The organism is Bacillus daqingensis (assembly GCF_042654445.1).
Taxonomy (GTDB): domain Bacteria; phylum Bacillota; class Bacilli; order Bacillales; family Salisediminibacteriaceae; genus Alkalicoccus; species Alkalicoccus luteus.
Genome location: NZ_JBHSGK010000021.1, coordinates 47635 through 71384, shown reverse-complemented (window position 1 = coordinate 71384; position 23750 = coordinate 47635). Strand labels below are relative to the sequence as shown.

The 23750-nt window shown below is 47.0% G+C and carries 23 protein-coding genes and 2 pseudogenes; 16 read left to right on the top strand and 9 right to left on the bottom strand.

The window, feature by feature from the left end; genetic code table 11:
• Window positions 1–60 precede the first annotated feature (60 nt).
• The 7 genes and pseudogenes from ACFO4L_RS15850 to ACFO4L_RS15825 all read left to right on the top strand — a co-directional run bounded on the left by ACFO4L_RS15850 (window position 61) and on the right by ACFO4L_RS15825 (window position 5259).
• On the top strand, window positions 61–2112 hold the full coding sequence (locus ACFO4L_RS15850) for a hypothetical protein (RefSeq protein ID WP_377910640.1): 2052 nt from the start codon (window positions 61–63) through the stop codon (window positions 2110–2112).
• The gene (locus ACFO4L_RS15845) at window positions 2109–2408 is read left to right on the top strand and encodes an EscU/YscU/HrcU family type III secretion system export apparatus switch protein (RefSeq protein ID WP_377910639.1); all 300 of its coding nucleotides are present in this window, start codon (window positions 2109–2111) and stop codon (window positions 2406–2408) included. Before ACFO4L_RS15850 ends, ACFO4L_RS15845 begins: the two co-directional genes overlap by 4 nt.
• 19 nt (window positions 2409–2427) lie before the next feature.
• Complete coding sequence (locus ACFO4L_RS15840; protein WP_377910638.1) at window positions 2428–2847, top strand: flagellar protein FliS; 420 nt, start codon at window positions 2428–2430, stop codon at window positions 2845–2847.
• An 11-nt stretch (window positions 2848–2858) separates the two neighbouring features.
• Window positions 2859–3218: pseudogene (locus ACFO4L_RS17595) on the top strand (flagellin N-terminal helical domain-containing protein); the annotation flags it as partial.
• A 681-nt stretch (window positions 3219–3899) separates the two neighbouring features.
• Window positions 3900–4226, top strand: a pseudogene (locus ACFO4L_RS17590) (flagellin); the annotation flags it as partial.
• A gap of 72 nt (window positions 4227–4298) precedes the next feature.
• A complete protein-coding gene (locus ACFO4L_RS15830; RefSeq protein WP_377910636.1) occupies window positions 4299–4739 on the top strand; it encodes a YaaR family protein in 441 nt (146 codons plus the stop codon).
• A gap of 79 nt (window positions 4740–4818) precedes the next feature.
• Entirely contained in the window at window positions 4819–5259 is a 441-nt protein-coding gene (locus tag ACFO4L_RS15825) for an SRPBCC family protein (protein ID WP_377910635.1), read from the top strand.
• Window positions 5260–5672: 413 nt separating this feature from the next.
• Here ACFO4L_RS15825 and cbpB read toward each other — a convergent pair whose 3' ends face one another.
• The 4 genes from cbpB to proC form a co-directional block, all read right to left on the bottom strand.
• Complete coding sequence (gene cbpB / locus ACFO4L_RS15820; protein WP_377910634.1) at window positions 5673–6140, bottom strand: cyclic-di-AMP-binding protein CbpB; 468 nt, start codon at window positions 6138–6140, stop codon at window positions 5673–5675.
• 170 nt (window positions 6141–6310) lie between these two features.
• Window positions 6311–6616: a MerR family transcriptional regulator gene (locus ACFO4L_RS15815; RefSeq protein ID WP_377910633.1), complete on the bottom strand. Its 306-nt coding sequence runs from the start codon at window positions 6614–6616 to the stop codon at window positions 6311–6313.
• Window positions 6617–6710: 94 nt separating this feature from the next.
• Window positions 6711–7526, bottom strand: coding sequence for an ion transporter (locus ACFO4L_RS15810; RefSeq protein WP_377910632.1), 816 nt, complete (start codon window positions 7524–7526; stop codon window positions 6711–6713).
• 198 nt (window positions 7527–7724) lie between these two features.
• Window positions 7725–8546 carry a pyrroline-5-carboxylate reductase gene (gene proC, locus ACFO4L_RS15805; protein WP_377910631.1) on the bottom strand — a complete coding sequence of 274 codons (822 nt, stop codon included), beginning with the start codon at window positions 8544–8546 and terminating at the stop codon, window positions 7725–7727.
• Between the two features lie 97 nt (window positions 8547–8643).
• On the opposite strand from proC, the gene ACFO4L_RS15800 reads away from it, so the two are divergent.
• From ACFO4L_RS15800 to ACFO4L_RS15775, 6 genes are all read left to right on the top strand, one after another.
• Entirely contained in the window at window positions 8644–9438 is a 795-nt protein-coding gene (locus ACFO4L_RS15800) for an SDR family NAD(P)-dependent oxidoreductase (RefSeq protein WP_377910630.1), read from the top strand.
• 173 nt (window positions 9439–9611) lie between these two features.
• Window positions 9612–9896, top strand: coding sequence for a hypothetical protein (locus ACFO4L_RS15795; RefSeq protein ID WP_377910629.1), 285 nt, complete (start codon window positions 9612–9614; stop codon window positions 9894–9896).
• Between the two features lie 584 nt (window positions 9897–10480).
• Window positions 10481–11470: a class I SAM-dependent methyltransferase gene (locus ACFO4L_RS15790; RefSeq protein ID WP_377910628.1), complete on the top strand. Its 990-nt coding sequence runs from the start codon at window positions 10481–10483 to the stop codon at window positions 11468–11470.
• 172 nt (window positions 11471–11642) lie between these two features.
• Window positions 11643–13133, top strand: a complete 1491-nt coding sequence (locus ACFO4L_RS15785; RefSeq protein ID WP_377910627.1) for a phytoene desaturase family protein — start codon at window positions 11643–11645, stop codon at window positions 13131–13133.
• A complete protein-coding gene (locus tag ACFO4L_RS15780) occupies window positions 13130–14596 on the top strand; it encodes a phytoene desaturase family protein (RefSeq protein ID WP_377910626.1) in 1467 nt (488 codons plus the stop codon). The genes ACFO4L_RS15785 and ACFO4L_RS15780 overlap by 4 nt, the downstream gene beginning before the upstream one ends.
• Before the next feature lie 95 nt (window positions 14597–14691).
• Window positions 14692–15534, top strand: coding sequence for a phytoene/squalene synthase family protein (locus ACFO4L_RS15775; protein WP_377910625.1), 843 nt, complete (start codon window positions 14692–14694; stop codon window positions 15532–15534).
• A gap of 352 nt (window positions 15535–15886) precedes the next feature.
• Here ACFO4L_RS15775 and ACFO4L_RS15770 read toward each other — a convergent pair whose 3' ends face one another.
• From ACFO4L_RS15770 to ACFO4L_RS15755, 4 genes are read right to left on the bottom strand one after another with little or no spacing between them, the layout of a single operon-like run.
• Complete coding sequence (locus ACFO4L_RS15770) at window positions 15887–17344, bottom strand: phytoene desaturase family protein (RefSeq protein WP_377910624.1); 1458 nt, start codon at window positions 17342–17344, stop codon at window positions 15887–15889.
• Window positions 17337–18431 carry a glycosyltransferase family 2 protein gene (locus ACFO4L_RS15765; protein WP_377910623.1) on the bottom strand — a complete coding sequence of 365 codons (1095 nt, stop codon included), beginning with the start codon at window positions 18429–18431 and terminating at the stop codon, window positions 17337–17339. Before ACFO4L_RS15765 ends, ACFO4L_RS15770 begins: the two co-directional genes overlap by 8 nt.
• Window positions 18428–19141, bottom strand: coding sequence for a lysophospholipid acyltransferase family protein (locus ACFO4L_RS15760; RefSeq protein WP_377910622.1), 714 nt, complete (start codon window positions 19139–19141; stop codon window positions 18428–18430). The genes ACFO4L_RS15765 and ACFO4L_RS15760 overlap by 4 nt, the downstream gene beginning before the upstream one ends.
• Entirely contained in the window at window positions 19138–19923 is a 786-nt protein-coding gene (locus ACFO4L_RS15755) for a carotenoid biosynthesis protein (protein ID WP_377910621.1), read from the bottom strand. The genes ACFO4L_RS15760 and ACFO4L_RS15755 overlap by 4 nt, the downstream gene beginning before the upstream one ends.
• 123 nt (window positions 19924–20046) lie before the next feature.
• Between ACFO4L_RS15755 and ACFO4L_RS15750 the strand changes: the two genes are divergently transcribed.
• Together ACFO4L_RS15750 and ACFO4L_RS15745 are read left to right on the top strand one after the other, a co-directional pair.
• Complete coding sequence (locus ACFO4L_RS15750; protein WP_377910620.1) at window positions 20047–20751, top strand: SDR family NAD(P)-dependent oxidoreductase; 705 nt, start codon at window positions 20047–20049, stop codon at window positions 20749–20751.
• A 138-nt stretch (window positions 20752–20889) separates the two neighbouring features.
• Window positions 20890–21414 carry a PTS sugar transporter subunit IIA gene (locus tag ACFO4L_RS15745; RefSeq protein ID WP_377910618.1) on the top strand — a complete coding sequence of 175 codons (525 nt, stop codon included), beginning with the start codon at window positions 20890–20892 and terminating at the stop codon, window positions 21412–21414.
• A 93-nt stretch (window positions 21415–21507) separates the two neighbouring features.
• On the opposite strand, the gene uppP is transcribed toward ACFO4L_RS15745, so the two are convergent.
• Window positions 21508–22338 (bottom strand): undecaprenyl-diphosphatase UppP, encoded by an 831-nt coding sequence (gene uppP, locus ACFO4L_RS15740; RefSeq protein ID WP_377910617.1) that lies wholly within the window; start codon window positions 22336–22338, stop codon window positions 21508–21510.
• Window positions 22339–22584: 246 nt separating this feature from the next.
• Between uppP and ACFO4L_RS15735 the strand changes: the two genes are divergently transcribed.
• Window positions 22585–23223 carry a TlpA disulfide reductase family protein gene (locus tag ACFO4L_RS15735; protein WP_377910616.1) on the top strand — a complete coding sequence of 213 codons (639 nt, stop codon included), beginning with the start codon at window positions 22585–22587 and terminating at the stop codon, window positions 23221–23223.
• Window positions 23224–23750: the final 527 nt, after the last annotated feature.

Here is a 23750-nt window from a genome sequence, read left to right as displayed (position 1 = left end):
TAACCGATATAGAAACTAGATAAAAGACGGTCACAGTACCGACTGCAGGAGGATGGTCATATGGAGATTCAGCCTTTCCAGCAATATTCACACGAGCAGCGGCCAGCACCTCGTGAAGGGGAAACAGTAAGAGCTGTGATTGTGGAACGGACCAGCGAGCGAGAAGCGGTCGTGCAAATCCGAGGCAGAGAGGTCAACGCCGTATTTGAAGGGCGAGTGCCCAGCGGTGATACCGTGCAAGCAGATGTTTCTCGTATACAAGACGGGAAAGTGACGCTGCGCGCAGCTGTAGCCGCTGAAGCGTCGGATCGCTCACGGCCCGATATTCAGGCGTTAATCAGAGAGGCAGGCGGCCAGCCTGTTGCTAAAACAGTGGAGGCTGTTAGAATACTGCAGGCTCACGGAAGATTAACGAGTGAAAATGTCCGCACAGTGGTGCAGTTTATGACAGAAAGCCGGGGAGGTTCAGTTCAGGCGGTTCAACAGGCCATGGATACGCGTGCGGCACTGTCTGCCGACGTACTGGATCGCTTCCAGCGCGCCGCTCATACGACACCTCTGCAGGCATTGCAGCAGGTCATGACAGCAGGAGCCAGTGCTGACACGCCTGCTGTTCATGGACTCCGGCAAACGCTCCCGGCACTGCTCCAGGCGTACGAAAGTGGATCCGGTGTCAGAAATGCAGTTACTGCACTGCAGCAGTCGGCGTCTGGAACAGTTCATGCTGAAGCAGTGAATCAACTGTTGAGGACCGTTCTTTCTGCTCAATCTCAAGGCGGAAGGAGCACTGCAGCTGATAAGCTGAGAGAGCTGGTTTTTCCAGCTTTAGACAAAGCTCCTGCAAATTCGCCTGCTCTTCCGCTTCGCACTGCGGCAGAACAGATGCTTCAGCAGCAACAGCAAACCGCAAATGCTTCAACGCTGGAGCAGCTGCGGCACGTACTTTTTTTGCTGGATGAAGGGAAAGAAGTGCGAGCGGCCCAGCTCTTTCAACAGCTCTCGTCCAGCCAGCCTCCTGATCGTGTCCAGTCGGCTTCTGGCATTACGGTAATGGTACGAGAAGTAACTCCGGCAATGGCCTCAGCTAGGGATGAATTTCAGGGATTTCAACGTGAAGCGGTAAGAAGTCTTGCGAGAATGGATCTGTTGATACAGCGCTTTCAGCAACAGGCAGCTCCGCAAGTGAAGCCGATGCTTGAACAAGTTATTCAGCAGCTTGATAAATCCATTAACAGAAGCGGATGGCTGTTATTCGCATCGATGAAACAAGAAAGGACGCTGCTGCAAGCAAGCTCAGAGCTGACGCATGCGAAACAGCTAATGAATCAAGGACAGCTGCGACAAGCTGCAGCTGTCACTGCCGGGGTCCGGCAAACGATCGAACAGATGGAATATAAACCGTCTGCCTTCAGATATCAGCACGTACATAAAGAAGCGGGTTCAGAACGCCCGATCACTCAGCAGATTCGACAGCTCACAGAAAATACGGGCAGAACGCTTGCAGCAAACGAGCATTCTGGCAGGAACGTGCTGGAGGCGCTCAGGCAGTTCGGTTTTAACCGGGAGGTAGAATTGGTCAGACCTGATATGAGGAATCCGGAAGAAAATCGCAATTTAAAAGGGCTATTAGGAAGGATGCTGCAGGCAGTCGGTGAACAGGAGGCTGGAGCGCAGCGGGCTCTCGCAGTCATAAACGGGCATCAGCAGGGAAATCGTTTGGACAGTCAAAGCGGTCTTTTATTTCACGTGCCGCTGATGCTGGATGATACGATGCAGGAACTGAAAATATTCGTCGATGAGCGTCATCAGGGCGGACTTGACTGGGAGAACATTCAGCTTTATTTTCATTTGGAAGCTCCGGTCTCAGGCCCGCTAGGGATACGCGTATCTGTGCAAAACAGGCAGCTGACAGTTTCTTTTTATAATGATGAATCCACCTTTTCTGAGCGTCTCGAACCGCTGAAGGAAAAATATGCAGCGTCAATCAGAGAAATTGGCTATCAGGTGCAGTCCATCCAATCAGCGCCAATGGAAATAGAGGAGAAACAAGCACCGGCAGCAGATCCGGCAGCAGAAGAGAACTTCAAGGACGGAGTGGATGTCAAAATATGATACAGCGCCGGTTTAATCAAGTGGAAAAGCGAGCGATCAACGGCAGTACAGCAGCAGTTATTCACTATAACGAGCTTGACGGCACCCCTAAAGTGCTAGCCAGCGGACGGGGCCACGTTGCAGAGCGAATAAAGGAGATAGCGCAGGAGCATCATATTCATATGGAGGAAGATCCTTATTTAATTGAAAATTTAATTGACCTTGATTTAGGAGATGATATTCCACCTCAGCTCTATGCGGTTATTGCAGAAATATTACTCATGATCGAAGAGCTGGAGCGCATGCATCAAAGTTGAAGGATGAGGGGGAGAGAATATGCTTACGGAGAAAGAACTGTATGAAAAAACGCCGCAGCAGCTTACTGCTCTTTTGCTTGAGGCGTTGTGCCTGCAAATGGAAAAAGCAGAGAGCAGTATAAGTGAGAAAGAATATATGCAAGCGAACAAAGCCTTACAGCAGTCAATTGATATTTGTGTCCGTCTGGGAACAGGCCTCCGCTACGAGGCGGGGATCCTGGCAGACCAGTTTGAAGCCGTTTATCAGTATACGGCAGATGAGCTGATGCAGTGTAATCTCACCAAAGACAGAGAGCGAATCAAAAGGCTGCGAATGATGATGGAGCCGCTCTATTCTGACTGGCTCTCGGCAGTTCGGACACAAACTGGTGTAAAGCCTCAAGCAGGAGTTAAGCGACAGCTGTCTGCTTACGAACAGCATATTGGGATTGAAAACTAGGAGGAATCAATATGAAAATCAATAATAATATTCAGGCGCTTAATGCGTATCGCAACTTATATCAAAATCAGCAGGCGACATCAAGCAACTTGGAAAAGCTTTCGTCCGGGCTTCGCATAAACCGGGCAGCGGATGACGCTGCAGGACTTGCGATTTCAGAAAAAATGCGATCACAAATTAAAGGCTTAAAAATGGCAGAACGAAATGCACTTGACGGTATATCACTTATGCAGACATCAGAGGGTGCTCTTCAGGAGGTGCATGCGATGCTCCAGCGCATGCGGGAACTATCTGTTCAAGCAGCAAATGATACGAATACCGATGAAGACAGAGAGCAACTGCAAAAAGAAATCGATCAGCTGAAAAAAGAAATTGACAGTGTTTCAGAAAAAACGGAATTTAATACGCGGAAGCTGCTTGACGGGAGCAGTGCACTAGTAACTACGCTCTCAGGGGAGCAGATCTTGGGTGGAACACCGGATGTACAGTCGGCTGAATATGCGAGCGGAAGCTACAGGCTGCAAATGGAAAATGTCGTACAAACGGCAGAGATGACGCAGCCGGCTGCCGGTCTTAATGAATCATCTGTTTTACTTGACCCGAATGGCAGCGGACAGTTTGGTAGTTACACGATTAATGTCCGGGAATATGATGAACAATCTGCATCGGCAAAAGTAGAAGTCATCGGGCCCCAGGGACGAGTGCTGGAAACAAAGGTCATTGAAAAAGGAGAGGATGTAACAGTCGGAGGAGTTTCAATCAAAACTGCGGATATTACCAGCAATGGCACTGCACGAGTGAAGCTCGAAGCAACGGCGTCTCTGAAGCTTAACAAATTGAATGAGGATGAGACTGAAACACTGGTGCGGGCGGAAAAGACCGTGACAACAGTCAATGGAGAGTTCCGGTATGAGGGGATTCATTACCCGGTAGGCGCTTCCGTTCTTGCTGCAGAACAACCTGCACAGGAATTTTCACTTTCCAACAACGCGCTTGCGTTCCAAATTGGACCAAATACCGGGCAGGAAGTGTTGATCGATATTCCAAAGATGGACACGGTGACGCTAGGTATAACGGATATCTCCGTAGCATCCAGTAAAGACGCAGGTGAAGCGATCTTTAAGCTGGACCGGGCTGTTGCCATGTTGTCCGATGCCCGTGCCAAGCTGGGTGCCGTTCAAAATCGTCTGGAGCATACGATTAACAATCTGCAGGTGACGCACGAGAATCTGACAAGCTCAGAATCGCGAATCAGAGATGCAGATATGGCACTTGAAATGACGGAATTCACCCGCAATAACATATTGAACCAGTCTGCAACAGCAATGCTTGCGCAGGCAAATCAGCTGCCTCAGGGCGTTCTTCAGCTGCTTCAATAAATAGAACAAAGCCTGCAGGCCAATCTGTTATACTAATAGCAATACATGTATTTTGCAGGGGGATCACGTGTAATGGATATACAGCGAATACGTGCTGCCGGTGCCGCGCGGGCTTCGGACGGCAGCAATAAAAGCACGGAAGCGAAAATAACGTTTCAGGAAATAATGAAGGACGGCAGAAGGCAGGGAGCCTATGACCAATTCGGCCAAAAGCTGGAGGCGATTGAAAAGCAGGGAAAACGACTTGCAGATTCCCGTACCGTCGATGAACTGAGACTTTATAAAAAAATGGTAAAAGAGTTCATGGATGAGGCGGTGAAGCTCGGCCTGCAGCTTGAAGAGCAGAGAGGATTTAACCGGCGGGGACGAACAAAGGTTTACAAAATCGTAAAAGAAGTAGATTCGAAGCTGATTGATCTGACGGACAGCGTTCTGCGCGGTCAACAAAAAGGCCTCCACCTGTTAAAACAAACTGGAGAAATACAGGGTCTTCTCGTTAATATCTATGCGTAATCAGGTATGAGCAAGATCATAAACGGGTAAAGAAAAAAAGCCCTAGCCGGCTTAGTTTGTTGAAAAGGGAGCGGTGTATATGTCCAGCGGAACATTCTACTACGGAACGATTATAGACAAACCTCTTCAGGAGGTATGGGATTTTTTTCAGGCGACTGAAAATTTGGCGGCTATCACCACCTTTCCTGAAATAACGGTAAAGGGATCCGAGCGAAGTGAAGAGGGAGCTGAGATTAAGCTGCAAATGAATTTTTACGCTGCCAAGCTCTCCTGGAAAAGCAGAATCAGTGAAGTATCCGAACCGAACTATTTTATTGATGAAGGGATAGAGGTACCATTTCCTTTCAAGATGTGGCGCCACGTTCATGCATTTAAAACGGAGCCGGACGGCCGCACAAAGATGATTGACATGGTACAGTTTGACGCTTCAGTGCCTTCAGCAGCCGTCAAGCTGATGCTCTTTGGAATGTTCAGCGACCGCAAACGAAAGCTTAACAGTCTGTTGGGGCCGGTGGAATAAGAACGTCCCGTATTTTTGAATATTTTTTTACAAACGCGCTCCTCTGCCAGGTTTTCGTTGGACCCGATTAAAAAGTCATGCCTGTTAATTGCTTCTGCATTTCCATGCTCGCCTATTTCGCTTCTCCAGCCTGCTGCGGGCTTTTGAATGTAAGAAGGGTACAGCTTCACTTAAATACAGACCGTCTCCGTTCGTGTGATATAGAACCTTCTAACTGCTTAGGGTGCATCTGAAAAACGCTGCGACGATTCGCGGAGCAGGAGGTAAAGTCGGGCCCGTCCTTTTTGGAGAATGATTTTCCGCAGATACAGGTACTTGCAGGGACTGGCATGCATAAAGGCGTTATCAACACGCTGAAAAGCAGCCCTCATAAAAATGGGAGGGCTGCTTTTTGTATTAAAGGCCTGTTTTTACTAATCTTCATCCTGTTTAAAGCATGTTCGACGCAGCTCGTGGAGGTAACCGTTCAGATGAGCAAGTATTTTACTCCTCGGGATAATACCCTTAAACACGGTGCTGCTGTTTTGCACACAAACAAAGGGATATTCAATCGATTGATTGATCACTCGTTCAAACCGCGCGTCTTCATGCACAGTAACAAAATCTTCGTTCATGACATCCTTCACTAAATAGTTGTTCAGTCGTTCCGGCTCCATCCGTTCGATGCCGAGAATAGAGTCGAGTATTTTAGCCTTACTAATAATACCAACTAACTGTGTATCGATATTAAGAACGGGAATCGCTGTATAACCAGACTTTACTAGTACAAGCAAGGCATGCTCCAACGAATGATCAGGCTGGACATTTGCCACCTGCTCTGCAGGAACGATAAACGTATCAATACGTCCGCTGAGCACGTCTGTTTCTTGAATATTTGGCATGGATATGCACACTTTCTATAAATTAATAGGTACTTAAACGGGGACAGTGATTTGGAAATCAGCTTCCTGTCCACCTATCTCCATGCATAATAGTAGAGCTTTTAGAAGGAAAAGTCAATAAACAAACAGAGGCGTGACAACAGACTTAGGTCTTGTCACGCCTCTGTTTGTTATTTACGCATTTTAAACGCAGCATTCAGCTGACCTCGCAGCATTTTACTGCGAATATCAGATTGTTTCATTTCTTCTTTGCGGATCTCAAACGTCTGCATGCCATCTTCCATCTTGTTCGCAATATCTACGAGACGTTCCACATCTGCAAACGAATATTTGCGCGTTCCGCCTTTACTTCTGTCAGGAAAAATCAGCTTCCGTTCCTCATAGTAACGGATCTGACGCTCGGATAATCCGGTTAGTTCGCTGGCAATCCCAATTCCAATTACTTTTTTATCCTTATAGGATGACGCATCTGCCAAAGAAATCCCCGTCCTTCCTCGTCCATCAGCTTTGTTTGTTATACTATACCACGATAGAAAACGGGGGCGGGCAAAATTGTCAGATAATCTGACGTCATTCGTTTTCAGATTTTTGCTGAAGCAGCTTCTTAATGGCAGCAAGCTCCTGTTTTACTTCAGAGAGCTCTTTTTGAACCGGGTCCTCTTCTTTCTCGGCTCCCGTATGCTCTGCTTTTTCAACATTATTAACGATGACACCAATAAAGAGATTAAAGACAACGAAGGTTCCTACAAGAACAAATGAAACAAAGTAAATCCACGACCACCACAGTTCATCCATAATGGGTCTCATGACTGCTGAGGCCCATGATTCCAAGGTGACGACCTGAAAAAGGGTTAACAGCGACAGCTGCAGATTTCCGAAATAGGCAGGAGCTGTTTGTTGGAACAGCATAGTGCCGATCACTGCAAAAATATAGAAAACGATGCTCATTAAAAGCATAATGTTTCCGAGAGAGGGGATCGTCATCAACAGCGCATCGACTAGCCGTCGCAATGACGGAATCACTGAGATGGCGCGAAAAACACGGAGGACGCGCAGGATGCGCAGAACAGTTACAAAATAGGCTCCGACCAGAATATGGCTCGCAGCGACAATGAGAAAATCAAACCAGTTCCAGCTGTTTGAGAAAAATCCTTTAAACGACGTTGAGGCAGCCATACGCATTGCAATCTCTACTGTAAAAATCCATAGTAATACTCTGTCAATGAAGAAAAAGGTGGACTGATTTGCCTCATAAACTCCAGGATATGTTTCAATCCCGACAACAACTGCATTAAATAGGATAATTAAAATGACAGCGTTGGTGAACCAGTTGTTCTCAACAATGTATTCCAGCTTCGTTCGAATATGTTCTGGAAGAAACCCCATGAATAGATCAAATCCTTTATGTATAGGCTGTTGGCGACACGCTGCTTACTAGTTTACTATGATTTAAAACACGCGGAAAGGCAAATCAGCATATACAACCAAGCAGAAATGATGCGTGTATACTATTTATAGGCACATCAAAAATGCTCCTGCTCGTGAGCGGGAGCATGATTACCTTCTCTCTAAGGAAACGTCGGATCAGCTTTGCTGTCTGCTGGCGGCAGGAGCACCTAATTCTTTGGAACGGTTATTTGCGGCTTCGATGCAGGCAATTAATGCTTCCTGAACATGCTGTTCTTTAAGCACGTTAAACCCTGCTTCTGTCGTCCCGCCAGGACTCATGATTTGCTTATACAGTTCAGCTGGTGTGGTATCTTCCTCCTGAACTCTTCTTGCAGCACCGCGAAGGGTCTGAGCTACGAGGTCTCGACCGAGCTCTTCAGGAATCCCGATCGCCTGAGCCGCTTTTTCCATCGATTCCATTAGATAATAAATGTAAGCTGGACCTGTTCCAGTAAGCGCCGTAACAGCATCGAGGAGATGTTCCTCTACATGAGCTGTTTCGCCGATCAAACTGAACACGTGCTCTACTGTACGGATGTGCACGTCTTCAGCGGCGCTTCCCCCGGCAAAGGAGGTCATGGACGCACGTACGGCAGCGGACGTATTAGGCATCGCACGAAACACAACGGGTCCCTTGGAAGCCACTTCTAAAGATGAAGTCGTAACACCTGCCATAACCGACACCAGAAGCTGGTCGCTGCGTAATATGCCGTTAAGCGGAGCAAGAGCATCTTCCCAATCCTTTGGCTTGCAGGAGAGAAATATGATATCTGCTTCAGCTGCAGCTTGCGCATGACGTGTGGTCTGAACTCCGTAAAGGCTGCGGAGGTTGGCAAGTGCCTGGTCATTCGATTTGTTCGTAATGGTAATATGGTCAGGCGGAATACTGCCTTCTTTTATCCATCCTTTAACCATTGCCTCTGTCATTGATCCTGCACCTGCAATAAATAGTTTCATCTCTGACACTCCTGTATACTGAAAATTACGTTTATTATGCTCTTCGTAAGACGCAATGTCAACATGAAGTTAAACGTCAAGAATAGGAGGAATCAGTTTGAAGCAATCATTGAAGCAAAGAATTATCGTGATAACCGGGGCATCCACCGGCATCGGGGAAGAAATTGCCTGCGCAGCAGCTGCAAGAGGAGCACTTCCCGTCATCGTAGCAAGAACTAGAGACAGGCTTGAGGCAACTCAAAACAAAGTAGAGCAGCTTACCAGGATCCGGCCGGTTGTAGAAGTGTGTGATGTATCGGACTTTTCAGCCTTAAAAAACATGATTGAGCGAATTGAAGCCAATATTGGACCAATCTTTTCTTATATTCACAATGCCGGGTTCGGGGCATTCGATTATGCAGAAGATGTGCAATTAGAGCAGGCAGAAGACATGTTTCGTCTTAATGTACTGAGCGGCGCTGCGGCGGCCAAGTATGTAATGCCCTTCATGAAAGCACGCGGGGAAGGCAGCATCATTTTTACCGGGTCCATCTCTTCTAGGCTGCCTACTCCAAAAACGAGCATCTACAGTGCTACAAAGCATGCGGTGGCAGGCTATGCGGATGCTCTTCGGATGGAGATGAAGCCGTATGGCATTCACGTAGGAATATTGATGCCGGGGCCGGTGGATACTGCTTTTTTTGAAACGGCTGATCGAAGCGGACGCTACAAACAGAACATAGAGAAAATGATGCTGGCACCGGAAACAGTTGGACGCGCTGCAGTACAACTCATCGTCCGGAAAAAAAGGTCCAGAATGATGCCTTGGTGGATGGGCGCTGCTGCCCGTTTATATCAGCTTGCGCCTTCAATTGTAGAAAAAGCCGGGGGTAATGCGTTTAAACAAAAATAATCATGATGCAACAGCGAGAAAGCGTGCTGTCATCCTGAAATTACCAATTGTGAATGATTACATGACGTGTTTTTAGCTTTGTTCACAAAAAAGTCACATTTCATCTCGCAATTTTCTAAATGAGTATGTATGATTAAAGCGTAGATTAATACAACTCAAGGAGATGACCAATCGTGCTCGTGAAAGAATTAGTTGAGACGAAGCGTCTAAGCGACGCAGGAACAGTAGAGAGCGTATATGCAGCTTATGAACGTTATGAGAGTGTTGACTGTGCCAGTGACGTAGCATCGTATTCTTCAGAAGAGTGCAGTTCAGAATCAAGCATTAAGCTGTTTGCTGGAAACATCGACGCCGATCATACACTGAGGCTGATTGGAGAAGAGAAGGTAGCGAACAGTGAGCAGGTAGAAGAAGCTTTGGTCCGATTGAAGAAAAAATATCCGACGTATTTTCACTAAACGAATAAAAACGTTTTCTAAGCCCGGTTTATAATGAACCGGGCTTTTTGTTTATGATAAGGAAACCCGCATTCCTAAGGGAGATCATGCTGTTGACAACGTTAGCCTAACAAACAGATCATTCATTTTATATGCATTCCTGCTGCGCCTAACTTTTCTTACGGGGCTGGCCTTCAGCTAATTCTCAGGATGACTCCTGTATGAATGGAAGGATGGCGCGGCTTCACTCGGATACAGGCTTCTTCGAAGCACCAGCGTTATCTAGTGAATAAGAGACGCTGCATGAAGAAGGTTCAGATGGCATTTGCAGACACGCGCTAAAAAAATCAGGCGATGCTTCTGTCAGCTGCCGACATCGAAGGGAAGATCCTCCGGACATTGTAAGGAATCCGCGACCATTCTCGCAGGGAAAGCGAATGTCTGCCGATTCAGGCAAGTGCAAGGATATTTATTGAGCAAGATGTAATCACAATTCTGCCGTTCCCTAAGCAGGGTCAAGCGGTTCATCCAGTGGTTTAAGGAAACTGACAACAGGGAATTCAGTTACAAAGATTGACAACTTAAACGATAGAGCAGGTGATGGCATGAGTGAATTGCAGCGAATGCTTCAAGCACGTAACTGGATGAAAACAAATGAGAATTTTTTACAAACGTGGCATGCACATGTAGGATACAAGCTGGATTTATTTGATCATTTTAAGAAATCGAAATCTGTAGGAGAGGTAGCTGCTTCAGAAAAGCTCTCCAAAGAATTGCTTCAGCGCTGGGTTGATGTAGGGGTAGAAGTAAACCATTTAAAAGAATCAAGAAGCGGAAAGATCAGCTCGAAACGAAAAATGGTTAAATACGCTTCAAAGAAAAGCAGTGAATCTGTCGGCATCTTATTGAGCGAAATGATGGAGCTGCATATTCCTACGCTGCTTGAGTATCCCGAAATAATGGAATCGGATGAACGGCTTACATATTTATCCGATAAGTTCGCTGAAATTGTAGCGGAAACGTCCACCCTGCTCGAAAAAGCGGCTGTTGGACCAATTTTACGCTGGGTAAAGAAGGAAAAGCCTTCAAGTGTGATCGATCTTGGCTGCGGATTTGGGGGGTACTTAAAAGCGATTCACACGAAGTACCCGAAAACGGAATTGATCGGAGTGGAGCTGAGCCCTGATGTAGTTAAAAAGGCAAATGCCTCGCTTCCGGATGAGATAGATATCAGGGAAAGCGAAATTGAAGAGTTTCTGGAAAATTTTGATGGTCGCACTGATATGATTATGGCGCATAATCTGCTTTATTATTTCAAACCGTCAAGACGGGTCGACTTATTTCGAACATTTCACCAGGCATTGGCAAGAGAGGGAACGGTTACGATTATTTGTCCGCTGGTTAAAGCGAAATACGGAGCGGCATTTACGAGCGCATTCAATACGTTTATGTCTGCCCATGAAAATCTATACCCGCTTCCGTCACCGGATGATTTAAAAGAGTATGCTGATAAAACCGGCTTTCGAATTGCCGATATGAAGCCGTTAATCCGTGAAGGCGGATGGTATTTAATCACGATGAAGAAAAAGCGATAACGGACCGCCGGCTGCCCAAGGGCAGCTTTTTTACGAGCTGTAAGTATAAGGAAAGAACGTATCATTTCGTATGTAAAAAAGATAAACAAAACTTATACGGTGGCGTTTATATCATGCTTTATCGGGGAAAGCTATATATGTATTTAGATAAGCAGGAGAGCAGGTGTTCAAAATGACACAAGTGGCAGTTATCGGGGCAGGTCCCGGAGGCCTTGCAGCATCTATGCTGCTTCAATCAAAAGGGTACAAGGTGACAACGTTTGAGAAACAGCAATACGTAGGCGGCAGAACGTCATCCTTTTCAGAAAATGGCTTCACTTTTGACTTAGGTCCAACATTTTTTAGTATGCCGCACATCTTGGAAGAAGTTTTTCAAGAAGCAGGCAAAAAATTAGAAGATTACGTGGAGTTAATCCGTCTTGATCCGATGTATACATTGAAGTTTTCAGATTTAACTATTCGCGCAAGCAGCGATCGAGATCAGATGTCTGCTGAAATTGAGAAGCATTTCCCGGGCTACGGTCCTGCATACATCAAGTTTATGAAAGATACGAGAAAAAAGCTGGCTGTTCTATCACCGATCCTGCAGGAGAAGCACGCCTCTCTTCTGGACTACCTTCGTCCTCGAAGTTTGAGAGCAGTACCGGAGCTGGAGATTGGCAGCTCTCTCTATGACGTGTTGTCCAGATATTTTGATGATGAACGATTAAAGCTGTCATTTACATTTCAATCAAAATATTTGGGGATGTCACCGTGGGACTGTCCCGGGGCATTTACGATTCTTTCTTTTATGGAGCATGAGTACGGTGTTTTCCATCCTAAAGGCGGAGTTAATCAGTTGACGAAGGCACTGGCCAGAGCTGCTGAGGAAGAAGGGGCTGATATCCGAACGGGAACAGGTGTAAAAAAAATCAATATTGAGAATGGGCGTGCAGAATCCCTTGAGCTTGAGGATGGGAGTATTCACCGCTTTGATCATATCGTCATGAATGCTGATTTTGCGCACAGCATGAAACACCTCATTGATAATGGCCAGCGGAGAAAATATTCCGATGAGAAACTGAAGAAGAAAAAATACTCCTGTTCTACTTTTATGATTTATTTAGGAGTGAGCGGAGAGGTGGACTTGGACCACCATACCGTCCTGTTCGCTGAAGACTATAAACGCAACGTAGATGAAATTATGAAAGAACAAGTGCTGCCGGATGATCCTTCCATCTATGTGCAAAATGCCGCTGTTACTGACCGTACGGTTGCTCCGGACGGGAAGTCAGCGCTCTATATACTCGCACCTGTTCCAAACAATATGAGCGGCATCGATTGGGAAACACACGAAAAAGCATTCCGTGACCTGGTACTCCAAACGGTGGCTGATCGTGCAGGTATCCCTGATTTGGAGAGCAGAATTGAAGTGGAGCGTGTTCTGTCTCCACAAGGCTGGGAAGAGGATAAGCTTATTTACGAAGGAGCTACTTTCAATTTAGCGCATAATTTAGGGCAGATGATGTATTTCCGGCCACATAATGAGTTCGATGATATCAAAGGACTATGGCTGACCGGCGGAGGCACACATCCTGGCAGCGGCTTGCCAACAATTTTTGAATCTGCACGGATTACTTCTTCTTTGATAGCCATTCATGACAGGAAGAAGGTGAAAGCATGAGAACGATCATTTGCGGCGGCGGTATAGGCGGGATGATCAGCGCACTTTATGAAAATCAGGCAGGGCATGAGGTGATCTTGTTTGAAAAAAAGCCGCGATTAGGAGGGCGGCTCGCCTATCATGACCGCGGAAACTATAAAATCGATGAAGGCCCTACGATCGTCCTGCTGCCTGACATGATTAATACCATACTGGAAGAACTCAACCTGCAGGACCGGATAGCTATGACGAGGATCAATCCGCTTTATCCAATGTATTTTCAGGATGGATCGACGTTATTGAAAATGAGCGGAATTGAACAGCAGCAGCAGGAACTGGAGCGGTTCTCTGAAAAAGATGCGGCGGCGTTTCCCGCTTATATGACCGATATGGAAGAACGATTTAAAATCGGAAGTGCCTCTTTTCTCGGCAGAGCATTTGTAAAGAAAAAAGACTTTTGGACAGGCAGAAACATTCAGCATCTGCTGAGGCTCAAGGCTTACCAGTCCGTAAAAAAGCAGGTGAAAACATACTTCAAAGATAAGCGGGTGCAGGAAGCGTTCATGCTGCAGACGCTCTATATAGGAGGAGCTCCGGATGCTACTCCTGCTATGTATTCGCTCGTTCCATTCAGCGAGCATTTTCACGGAATCTGGTATGTTGATGGGGGATATGCCCGGCTTGCTGAAGTGCTTCAGGAAGCAATGGAGGAAAGAGGCATTGTTATTCGCACGGGAGCAAGTGTAAACGGTCTGAGAATGTCTGAGGATGAGCTGCACGCTGAGGGTGTCCAGGTAAATGGAGAAGAAATTGCTTGTGACAGGGTCATTATGAATGGTGAGTTTCCAGCAGTGGAGAAGCTGGTGCGTAAACGACAAGTTCGAAACTATGAACCGTCTTCCGGATGTCTGCTTCTTTATTTCGGCTTGAACAAGCCCCTTCAGACAGAGCACGTGCACAGTTTTTACATGGGAAAGAGCCTTGATGAACATATGCAGTCCGTATTCAAAAATAAGAAGCTGGAAGAAGATCCTTCTTTCTATGTATTTCAGCCGAGCTTAATTGATGCGTCACTCGCACCTGAAGGACATGCAGTGGCCTACGTTCTTGTCCCGGTTCCTTCGGCAGCACATGTGACAAGGCAGGAATATCTAGACTACGCGGAGAACATAAAAGAAAAACTGATCGAAAGGGTAGATGCCGGTCTCTTGGAAAAAACAGAATGGTCTCATATCCGAACCCCTCATGAAGCAAAAATGGATGGACTATTCCAAGGGGGGAGCTTCGGGATAGCGCCAACACTGTTTCAATCAGGTGTATTCAGACCGCAAGTTAAACCGTTTGAGATCGATAATGTATATGCAGTTGGTGCTTCCGTTCACCCGGGAGGCGGAATCCCCATTGTGATGCAGGGGGCAAAAGTACTGAATGAGCTTTTAAGAGATGAGGAAATAGGTGATTCCTCCCTTCAGCCGGCCACATAGCTGTTTATGGCGGATGTTTTCTGATACTCTATTACTAATATGGCTGATAATTCAAACAGCCTTCGTCCGGCAGACGTTAGAAAGGAGCGGACTTTATGCACACAGAACAGGCATATAAGCACTGCAAAATGGTCATCGAAAAACACTCCAAAACCTTCTCAAAAGCGTTTCAGCACCTGCCAAAAGCGAAGCGGCAGGCAGTCTGGGCGGTTTACGCGTTCTGCCGCACAGCTGATGACCTCGTAGATGAAGGCACAAATCAGGAAGAGGACCTGGATCAGTTTGAACAGGAGCTGATGCAGTTTGAACAAGGGGCGGTGCCTCGGGAAAGACTGCTTTGGACGGCGCTCTCTGATACGTTCAGCAGGTTTGACTTCGACCTTAAGCCCTTTTATGACATGATTGCAGGTCAGCGGATGGATCTGCGAAGCCGGTCGTATACGTCTGTTGAAGAGGTACTTGATTATTCCTACCATGTAGCGTCAACTGTCGGCTTAATGCTGCTGCCGATTCTGGCTCCAGGGAAAGAGAACGATCTTCGCCCCAGTGCGATCAAGCTTGGATATGCCATGCAATTAACCAATATCCTTCGAGATGTTGGAGAAGATATTCGACTGGGCAGAAAGTATTTGCCGGATGATCTGATGAAGGAATACGGTTATACGCGAGAAATGCTTGAGGCCGGGATTGTGAACGAGTCGTTTGTACAAGTTTGGGAAAGACTTGCTACTTTAGCGGAATCATTTTATCAAGAAGGACTGCAGGATATTCACTTATACTCTCCGGCGGCCAGACTGCCAGTACAGGCAGCCGCTTACTTTTATCGGGAGATTTTACAAACAGCTAGAAACAACCGGTACGATGTGTTTAAGCAACGGGCTGTCGTATCGACAGAAACAAAACAGCATATTTTGAGCGGACTCGCTTTAAGTAAATAGCTGAAAAACAGGATGTGCCGTCGGGCGCATCCTGTTTTTCAGCTTATTGATTTCGGACGGAAAGGAACCTGTTTACTAGTTTGGATATATGTCCTTCTGTTTACTGTGACTTTGATGAGATTGTTTCCCGTACTATTCCGAGGTGGACCTGCCGCACAAGGGAAAGGCAAGGCTGCAAACGGACAACAATGCTCGTGAGAAGTTTTGAACCCTGATACGAACCTGGTTGAAAATGAAGGCTGCTTAAAATGACAGCTTCTGCTCTGAACAGTAGCGCCTGTTCGTACGGCTTCATACTGTTCCTGCAGAAAACTGTTTCCAGCAGAATGTAAAACGTGGCGGACCCAGCCCTTTATCGGTGGCTCATTAATAATTCAGCTGTTCGGACTCCGCTGATCGTTACCATCGGAGAGCCACCGCCAGGATGCGTGCTGCCTCCGGCAAAGTATAAGTTTGGAATATCTGCGGCGTGATTATAAGGGCGTAAAAATGTATTTTTACGAGAGTTGGCAGAAAGACCATACAGCGCTCCGCGGAAAGCATAAAATGACTTCTCAATATGCTCAGGCAAAATCACTTTCTTTTCCTTCGTATGATGACGAAGATCTATGCCGTATCCGCGAAGTTTTCGGTAGATTCTTTCAACTGGAAATTCCGTCTTCTTACCTGACACAGCAGGGGCGTTCACGAGCAGGAAGATGTTGTCGCCATCGGGACTTCTCTTTCCATCCGATCTCGAGGATGTGCACAAATAGATTGTCGGGTCTTCACCATACTGTTTTTCGTGAAAAATTTGCCTGAACTCTTTCTCAGGGTCTCCGCTGAAGAAGACATGGTGATGAGTAGTAGGGAAGACAGTATCGACTGCAGAAAGCATCACCGCCGCCGAAATAGAAGGTTCAAACGACGCTGCCTTTTTATCTGAAAAAGAAGGGCGGTTTTTTTCGAGTACGAGTGATGGGTACTGGGTCAGCAAATCGCCGTTCATGATCACAGCATTGGCAGGCAGCATGCGTTTCGTTGTGTGTACGGTTTGAATCTGCTTTTCCACTACTTCAAGATTTACTACTTCTTCATCAAAGTAGAAAGATACCCCCAAGTCTTCCGCTGCACGCCGCATCCCTTCTGCAATTTGGAAGTTTCCTCCGTTCGTGTAGTAGACGCCATCTGCAAGCTCTAAATAGCCGATCAGCGAAAAAGTCGCAGGACATGCGAAAGGGGAGGAGCCGATATAAGTAGCGTACCGGTTAAAAGCAGAGCGGATCCTTTCATCGGAAAAGAAGCGCTGATGAAAGGCATCCATCGTCTGAACAGGCTTTGAAGCTGCCAGCGCCTTTGCGAGTCCGAAAGAAAAGTAATCCCGAAAGCTTGAGAAAGTCCGGCTGAAGAAATGGCGTTCCGCAAGCTTGAACAAACGTTCCGCCTCTTTTAAGTAAGCAGGGTACTTGTCCGCTGCATCCGGGTCAAGCTGAAAAAGTTCTTCCCGCATTTCTTCTGTATTGGAAGAGAAAGAGAAGCTGGAGCCGTCCGGAAACGCATTCGTCGTATGCTTTTGCAGCTTCGTAAAGGTAAAATAGTCATCAGGCTCCAGACCAGCTCCTCTCAACACATCCTGAAACACGTGCGGCATCGTGATCGTATTTGGACCAAAGTCAAATGAAGCTGTATCGAGCTTAATTTCATGCAGCTTCCCACCAGGGCGGCTGTTCTTTTCAAGGCAGGTAACTTGGTAGCCTTTGCTTTGCAGGACGATCGCTGACGACAGACCGCCGAGTCCTGCGCCAATAATAACGACATGCTGTTTACTCATACACTCTTCCTTTCCAAATTACGCCTTTTTTCGTCATATCCCGATAGATTGCATACAGCAACAGTGCAATAAAACTTAGAGCAGACAGCGGCATAAGCAAAAACAGCCAGCGTGGATATCCTGCTGCCGAATCGACGAGAAACTTGATCGCGAAACCGATCAGCAGCGGAAGCAGGTAGACCCATTCTCCAGCCAAAGCGCCGTATACAGCGATGCCGGCAGGTGCTGCGAATAAAGAACTGTAAAGCAGCATCACTCCTGCTCCAGCAAAAAGCTTTCTGCCTATGCCGTTATAAATGTTTTTTGAAAAACCATTCCACACCTCAGCGTTCGTTTCATACATGTAGCATGTTACAAAGCGGCGGGGGTTTATTAATAGAGCTTGCCAGCCCGATCGTTTCACCTGTCGCATGAGCGAAATATCCTCCACGATATCGTTTCGGACCGCAGCATGTCCCCCTGCCTGCTCATAGGCATCTGCCCGGAACATCATGAAAGCTCCGTGTGCAGCAGAAGCCGGAGGCCAAGCAGTTGCGTTAGCAAGCAGTACGGGCAGATGAACATAAACGAGAAAATGCTGCATTGGCACGAGCAGGTGGCCCAGCAAACTTTTGAGCGGAATCTTTGGGAAGCCGCTGATCAGGCCAGTATCTTTTCGGAACGCTGCGAGTGCCGTTTCAACTGCATTAGGATGAAGACGGACATCGGCGTCAATGAACATATAGTAGTCGCCGGAAGCTTTTTTGCCAAGCTGATGGCAGGCGTGAACTTTCCCTACCCATCCATCAGGCAGTTTCTCGCCGGCAATTGTTTGAACAGATTCCGATGCTGATGCGAGCAGGTCACCGGTGCTGTCGGTCGAGTTGTCGTTTAGTACGATAATTTCTTTGTTGTCATACGAAAGCAGCTCTAAGCTTTTTAAAAGCGGAGGGATATTGCGTTCTTCATTCCTGACTGGGATTAAAATAGAGACAAATGGCTCTTCTATAGACGTTTCTTTGACTGAGGGTAGAGGCAGCGCAATTAAGTTAATAACGGTCCAAATCAGCAAGGCCGAGAGGACAACAGTTATTGCAGTGATCATCATGATAAACGCCCTGTCCGGCGTTTGAACCGCTCCCAGGATTCACCAATTCCGGCACGCCCATGCGTGACGGTATGAAAAGACGTCTTGGAGTCATTCCACTCATTTCTCAGCATGTTCCTGGTTTGTTCCATGCCTCGCTCCATCTCTTCGGTCCACCGCCTGCGGTTCCACGAGGGAGCTCCTTGAATAGGAGCTCCAGTCATCATGGTCCACTCTGGCAGTTGGTGATGCCGGAAGCCGTGATAAAAACATACGGGTACAACAGGCGCTTCAGGAACTGCTTGTTTAAGATGACCAGCGCCGGTAAAGAAGGAATAGGCTTCTTCGAGCGGAGCTTCTCCCCCTTGCGGAAACAAAAAGATATCGTGTCCATTTCGCAGCTGTTTTTCCGCGTACAGCAGCGACTCATGAATTGCCCGAGCGCGCTTTCCTATAGAAAACGCACCGAGCTTTGCAAAGAAAGGATAGCGGTTCAATCCTTCTTCATCCATCATCGCCAGACTGCTACGGCGCCAAATTCGTTCATTGTAGTAGAAAAGAAAGAGCGGATCCCACCATGAACTATGGTTAACAATGATAATTGAAGGCTTGTTTGGGAGCGGAATCGACGAGAACGATACATGCACCCGCTTGAAATGTCTTTTTATCAGCCATGCATTATAGGCATCAAACACACGGACAAACATCGGGGAACGAGCTGCTTCGATCATGCACGTCCACCTGCCCGCTGCATATAGGAATAGAACAACAGAACAGCAGTAACGAGCACTGCAGTCAGTATTGGTGCCAGCAGCAAGCCGTTTGCTAACGCGACAATGATAAACATACCGGTCATCATCGCATAAAGCCATTTCATCCGGATACTCCAGTAAGAAGAGTGCGTGTTGGTCCACTTGCCGTTTCTTCTAAAAAGAAGAAGTAATAATGCATGGAAGACAGCGGATAAAATAAACCAGCCTGCAAAATTTGAGAAGGGAATATCATAATACAATCCGCCCTCATTCCAAACCCAATATTGTTTCACATCATAAGCTACAGGGTCGATAATTAAATCCATAATGACAGCAGCCAGCGCACCGTACACGACATAAAGAAACCCTCCGGCAGGGAAGTTCCATTTCATCAAGGGAGCAGCAAGCACGTGCGTAGTCGCGAGCACCATCACCCATGCAAACCCGATTGTAACCGGAACTCCAATCAGTTTGGGACCAAAGTCCGTTTCGTATGTATACGCTCCAAAAAACAGTCCGGTGTGTACACCGAAGCTTTCCACCGCTATTGAGCCAAAAAAGATAATGATTACAGCCGCAGCACCTGCAGGACCTGCAGAGCGGATAAAATAGAAGACACCTAACAGGCCGGAGCTGATAAGGAACACGACGTTTGCCCACTCGAGCCAAGGGGGAACTAAATGGAAAGAGAGCAAAATAACGCCGATTGCGTACCAGACTACAAAAAAACGAAATAAGTAATTATCATAACGATGAGGCATACGACACGTCCTTTCTAAGTAACGGGTTTCCGTTGATGCTATTCCCTTTATCTGCAGAAAGTATACCGGAGCCGCACAAGTTTTACCAGAGAGGACATACTAACCAGGATGGAGGATGATAATATGAAAAATGTACTTATTACCGGAGCAGCATCTGGAATCGGGTTAAGCTGTGCATCATTTTTTGCGGCAAAAGGTGCTCATGTGCTTATGATCGATAAATCAGCCGACGTAATGAAGCGGGCTGAAGAGATCGAAGGCAGGGCAACGCCTTTTGTATGCAACGTTGGAGAAGAGAATGAGATAAAATCCTTGTTCAGCAGGGAAGAGCTTCCAGAAACGTTTCATGTCATTATTAATAACGCGGGAATTTCCACCTTTCATCCGTTTGAAACGCTCCCGCTCTCAGTCTGGAATGAAGTGATTGCATCAAATCTCACTGGGGTCATGCTGATGAGTCAGTATGGATCAGCGAGAATGAACGGTGGTGCGATTATAAATATATCATCTACCAGGGCGACGATGTCAGAGCCGGACAGTGAAGCATACGCTGCTTCAAAAGGCGGGGTCACGGCTCTTACGCATGCACTTGCTGCCAGCCTGGCGTCTGAAGGCATTACGGTAAATGCCATCAGTCCCGGATGGATCGACACCGAAGGGGCAACACATGATGACTATTACCACCGGATGCACTGGTCAGGGCGAATCGGCCGTCCAGAAGACATCGCTTCATTATGCTGGTACTTGTCGAAACCCGAAAATAACTTTATCAACGGTGAAGAAATTAAGGTGGACGGCGGCATGACGCGCAAAATGCGCTATGACTGACAATTGGTTTCGCTCACCCCTAATCGGGGAACGAAAGTAACATGAGCCCGTGCTTGCATCAGCGTCGTGTTCGACGTATACTGTAAACCGTATTTTGTAGTTGTATATACAATTGAAACGCGAAAGGAGTCTGACTACATGTTTAAGAAACTGTTTGGTCTAGATAAGAAAAAAGAAGAGGTGCAGATGCCGGAAGCAGACGGGAAAGATGTTCTCGTCAGTCCAGCCGATGGAGAAGTTGTGGCGTTATCCGAAGTGCCGGATCCAACTTTCGCAGAAAAAATGATGGGAGACGGCGTCGCTGTAAAACCATCAACAGGTAAAATTGTTGCACCGGTAACGGGTGAAATTATGCAGCTGTTCCCAACGAAGCATGCGGTAGGAATCAAAACGGTTAATGGAGTCGAAATTTTACTGCACATCGGTATTGAAACGGTCAATATGCAGGGAGAAGGCTTTAAAGCTTATGTAGGCGAAGGAGATAAAGTAAAGGCGGGAGATACGCTGATCGAATTCGATCTTGACCTCGTCAATGAGAAAGCTGAGAGCACAATTACTCCAGTAATCATTACGAATGGTGACGCAGTGGCCTCGATGGATAAAGTAGAGGGCGAAAACGTCATTGCAGGCGAAACAACGATTCTAACCATTCACAGCAAATAAGTGAGGTAGCAAATGCCGGCGATCAGATTCCTGATCGCCGGCATTATTTGTGAATTCTAGCAAGCACCTTGTTTCGTCCACAGTGAAACACACTTATACATCCATAACGGTGTTTGGATCAATCAGGAAGAATACGAGAGCTGCAACAACAAAACAATAAATCGCAAAATAAATCAACTTACTCTTCTTCAGGAAATCGATCAGCCAGATAATACCGAGAAGAGAGAAGATAAACGTTACGGCAAACGAGACAACCAGGTTAAGACCGCCAATGTAGCTGATCATATCTGCAGAGATATCTCTGACACCCAGAACGGTAGATCCTAAAATCACAGGAATGGCCAGCAGAAAGGAATAGCGGACAGCCGTATCCCGATCAAGCCCTATTAAAAGTCCGGTCACAAGCGTAGCTCCGGAACGGGATATACCGGGGAAGACCGCCAGCGTTTGACCAAGCCCTACAATAACGGAGTCTTTGACAGTCATATCCTTTTCCTTCCGCGCGCCGTAGCGATGAAAGCGCTCGATGAAAATCAGCGCAAACCCGGTGAGGGTTAAGGCGAGAGCGATAATAGCAGGCGTTTTCATTCCATCGCCAAAGAAATCAGAGAGGAGAACGCCAAGCCCGCCCGTGATGACAGTTGCGACCAGAATATAAACGCCGAACAAGAACATTGTTTTATCCTCGGCACACCGTTTCATGATGTAGTTCAGAAAGCCGGCAGTTACTTCAATCACATCTTTGCGGAAGTAAAAGATTACGGCAAGGACAGAGGCTAGATGCAAATAAATTTCGAATGCGAGACCTGGAAATGAATAACCGAATACCATTTGTGTGATAACGATATGTGCTGTACTGGAGATTGGAAGAAACTCTGTAATTCCTTGAACAATCCCAAAAATGATAGCTTCAATTAACGACATGCGTGCACGCTCCTCTTAAATATGTAAATGAACAACAGACGAATTTAGTTTACCAGAATCAGACTGAAAAGTATGGCGTTTCGCGAAAAAACTGCATTCTTCCTGTTTATACAAACGGAGGTATCAAATTGGAAGTGGCGTTACGTATTGGAGAAGGCACAAAAAGATTGTTCATGGAACTGCCACCTTATTGATTCAAGTTCATCCCTCCTATAAACTATACTGAGAGAAGAGGAGGGATCGTTCGTGCGGAAGTGGTTTACATTAGCAGCAGCGGCTGCAGCTTTAGGGGCGGCTTTAGTCGTTATTGTCGACTATGGGGAAGACACTGAAGAAAGCAGTGAAGCGCTGGAAGCATATATGGAAGCCGGCGGTATAGAACGCGAGACGCTTTCAGAAGAGGAAATGGTCAGCCTGGACCCGCTTGATGGTGTTGGCTCCGAGCCGGGCATGCAGGCACCGGACTTTTCTCTGCCGACCCTCCATGAGGATCAGCTCAGCCTGGCAGACCTGGAAGGCGATTATGTCGTTTTAAACATCTGGGCGACCTGGTGTCCGCCTTGCAGAGATGAAATGCCTGATTTTGCGGCTTTTTATGAAGACTATAAAGATGATGGGGTGCATGTACTTGGCCTAAACCGAACGGCTACGGAACCCGGAATAGATGCAGTCAGGCAGTTCGCGGAAGATTTCAGCATTCCGTTCCCTGTGATTATCGATGAGGAGGACGTTGTAGAGGACCTCTACAGTGTATATGTGATGCCGACTACGTATATCATCACACCAGACGGCAGAGTGGCTATGAACCGTCCGGGTTATATATCGTATGACGTATTGGAAGAGCAGTACTTGTCAATCAGAGAACAATACGAAGATGAGGCATAGCATACGCAGCACGTATAACGGGCATCGTTCAGAATTCGCCAAACGGATTTACCTCCCTTCATAATATGAAAAAAGCAGAAGCCAGTTCAATGGCTTCTGCTTCCAGAGTGTTGATGAAGTCATGTTAGGTGAATAACGTTGCATCTGCCTGTATCTGCGGACACTCGCTTTCCGGAGGGAACGGGCTCAGCTAACCGCTTCCTTCTTCCGTCGGAAGCGCTGGATCTTCGCCTCGTTCTGATCCTCCAGGAGTCGAGCTCCTTCGATGTCGGCAGCTGGCAGTCTGTTTCACGTACTTGGTTAGGTCTGCACGATCGGCTTCCAAACAGATAGATCCTTCCCGATGTGTCCGGCGTGCCCGTGGAAGCCGCGCAGCCTGAAGATCCCGTGCCCTTCAGATCTGCAACGGCATCAACGTACGAGCGGAGCCAGACTAGGTCTTGAAGGCTTCTCGTGAGAAGCCTGTGTCCGAGTGAAGCCGCGCCATTTTCCCTTCATAAAGGGGCCCCTGAGAAATAGCTGAAGGC

What these genes read in the sequence shown, in the direction of transcription:
- ACFO4L_RS15850 (WP_377910640.1), top strand. Translation starts at nt 61, where the DNA reads ATGGAGATTCAGCCTTTCCAGCAATATTCACACGAGCAGCGGCCAGCA.
- ACFO4L_RS15845 (WP_377910639.1), top strand. Translation starts at nt 2,109, where the DNA reads ATGATACAGCGCCGGTTTAATCAAGTGGAAAAGCGAGCGATCAACGGC.
- ACFO4L_RS15840 (WP_377910638.1), top strand. Translation starts at nt 2,428, where the DNA reads ATGCTTACGGAGAAAGAACTGTATGAAAAAACGCCGCAGCAGCTTACT.
- ACFO4L_RS15830 (WP_377910636.1), top strand. Translation starts at nt 4,299, where the DNA reads ATGGATATACAGCGAATACGTGCTGCCGGTGCCGCGCGGGCTTCGGAC.
- ACFO4L_RS15825 (WP_377910635.1), top strand. Translation starts at nt 4,819, where the DNA reads ATGTCCAGCGGAACATTCTACTACGGAACGATTATAGACAAACCTCTT.
- cbpB (WP_377910634.1), bottom strand. Translation starts at nt 6,140, where the DNA reads ATGCCAAATATTCAAGAAACAGACGTGCTCAGCGGACGTATTGATACG.
- ACFO4L_RS15810 (WP_377910632.1), bottom strand. Translation starts at nt 7,526, where the DNA reads ATGGGGTTTCTTCCAGAACATATTCGAACGAAGCTGGAATACATTGTT.
- proC (WP_377910631.1), bottom strand. Translation starts at nt 8,546, where the DNA reads ATGAAACTATTTATTGCAGGTGCAGGATCAATGACAGAGGCAATGGTT.
- ACFO4L_RS15790 (WP_377910628.1), top strand. Translation starts at nt 10,481, where the DNA reads ATGAGTGAATTGCAGCGAATGCTTCAAGCACGTAACTGGATGAAAACA.
- ACFO4L_RS15785 (WP_377910627.1), top strand. Translation starts at nt 11,643, where the DNA reads ATGACACAAGTGGCAGTTATCGGGGCAGGTCCCGGAGGCCTTGCAGCA.
- ACFO4L_RS15780 (WP_377910626.1), top strand. Translation starts at nt 13,130, where the DNA reads ATGAGAACGATCATTTGCGGCGGCGGTATAGGCGGGATGATCAGCGCA.
- ACFO4L_RS15775 (WP_377910625.1), top strand. Translation starts at nt 14,692, where the DNA reads ATGCACACAGAACAGGCATATAAGCACTGCAAAATGGTCATCGAAAAA.
- ACFO4L_RS15770 (WP_377910624.1), bottom strand. Translation starts at nt 17,344, where the DNA reads ATGAGTAAACAGCATGTCGTTATTATTGGCGCAGGACTCGGCGGTCTG.
- ACFO4L_RS15765 (WP_377910623.1), bottom strand. Translation starts at nt 18,431, where the DNA reads ATGATGATCACTGCAATAACTGTTGTCCTCTCGGCCTTGCTGATTTGG.
- ACFO4L_RS15760 (WP_377910622.1), bottom strand. Translation starts at nt 19,141, where the DNA reads ATGATCGAAGCAGCTCGTTCCCCGATGTTTGTCCGTGTGTTTGATGCC.
- ACFO4L_RS15755 (WP_377910621.1), bottom strand. Translation starts at nt 19,923, where the DNA reads ATGCCTCATCGTTATGATAATTACTTATTTCGTTTTTTTGTAGTCTGG.
- ACFO4L_RS15750 (WP_377910620.1), top strand. Translation starts at nt 20,047, where the DNA reads ATGAAAAATGTACTTATTACCGGAGCAGCATCTGGAATCGGGTTAAGC.
- ACFO4L_RS15745 (WP_377910618.1), top strand. Translation starts at nt 20,890, where the DNA reads ATGTTTAAGAAACTGTTTGGTCTAGATAAGAAAAAAGAAGAGGTGCAG.
- uppP (WP_377910617.1), bottom strand. Translation starts at nt 22,338, where the DNA reads ATGTCGTTAATTGAAGCTATCATTTTTGGGATTGTTCAAGGAATTACA.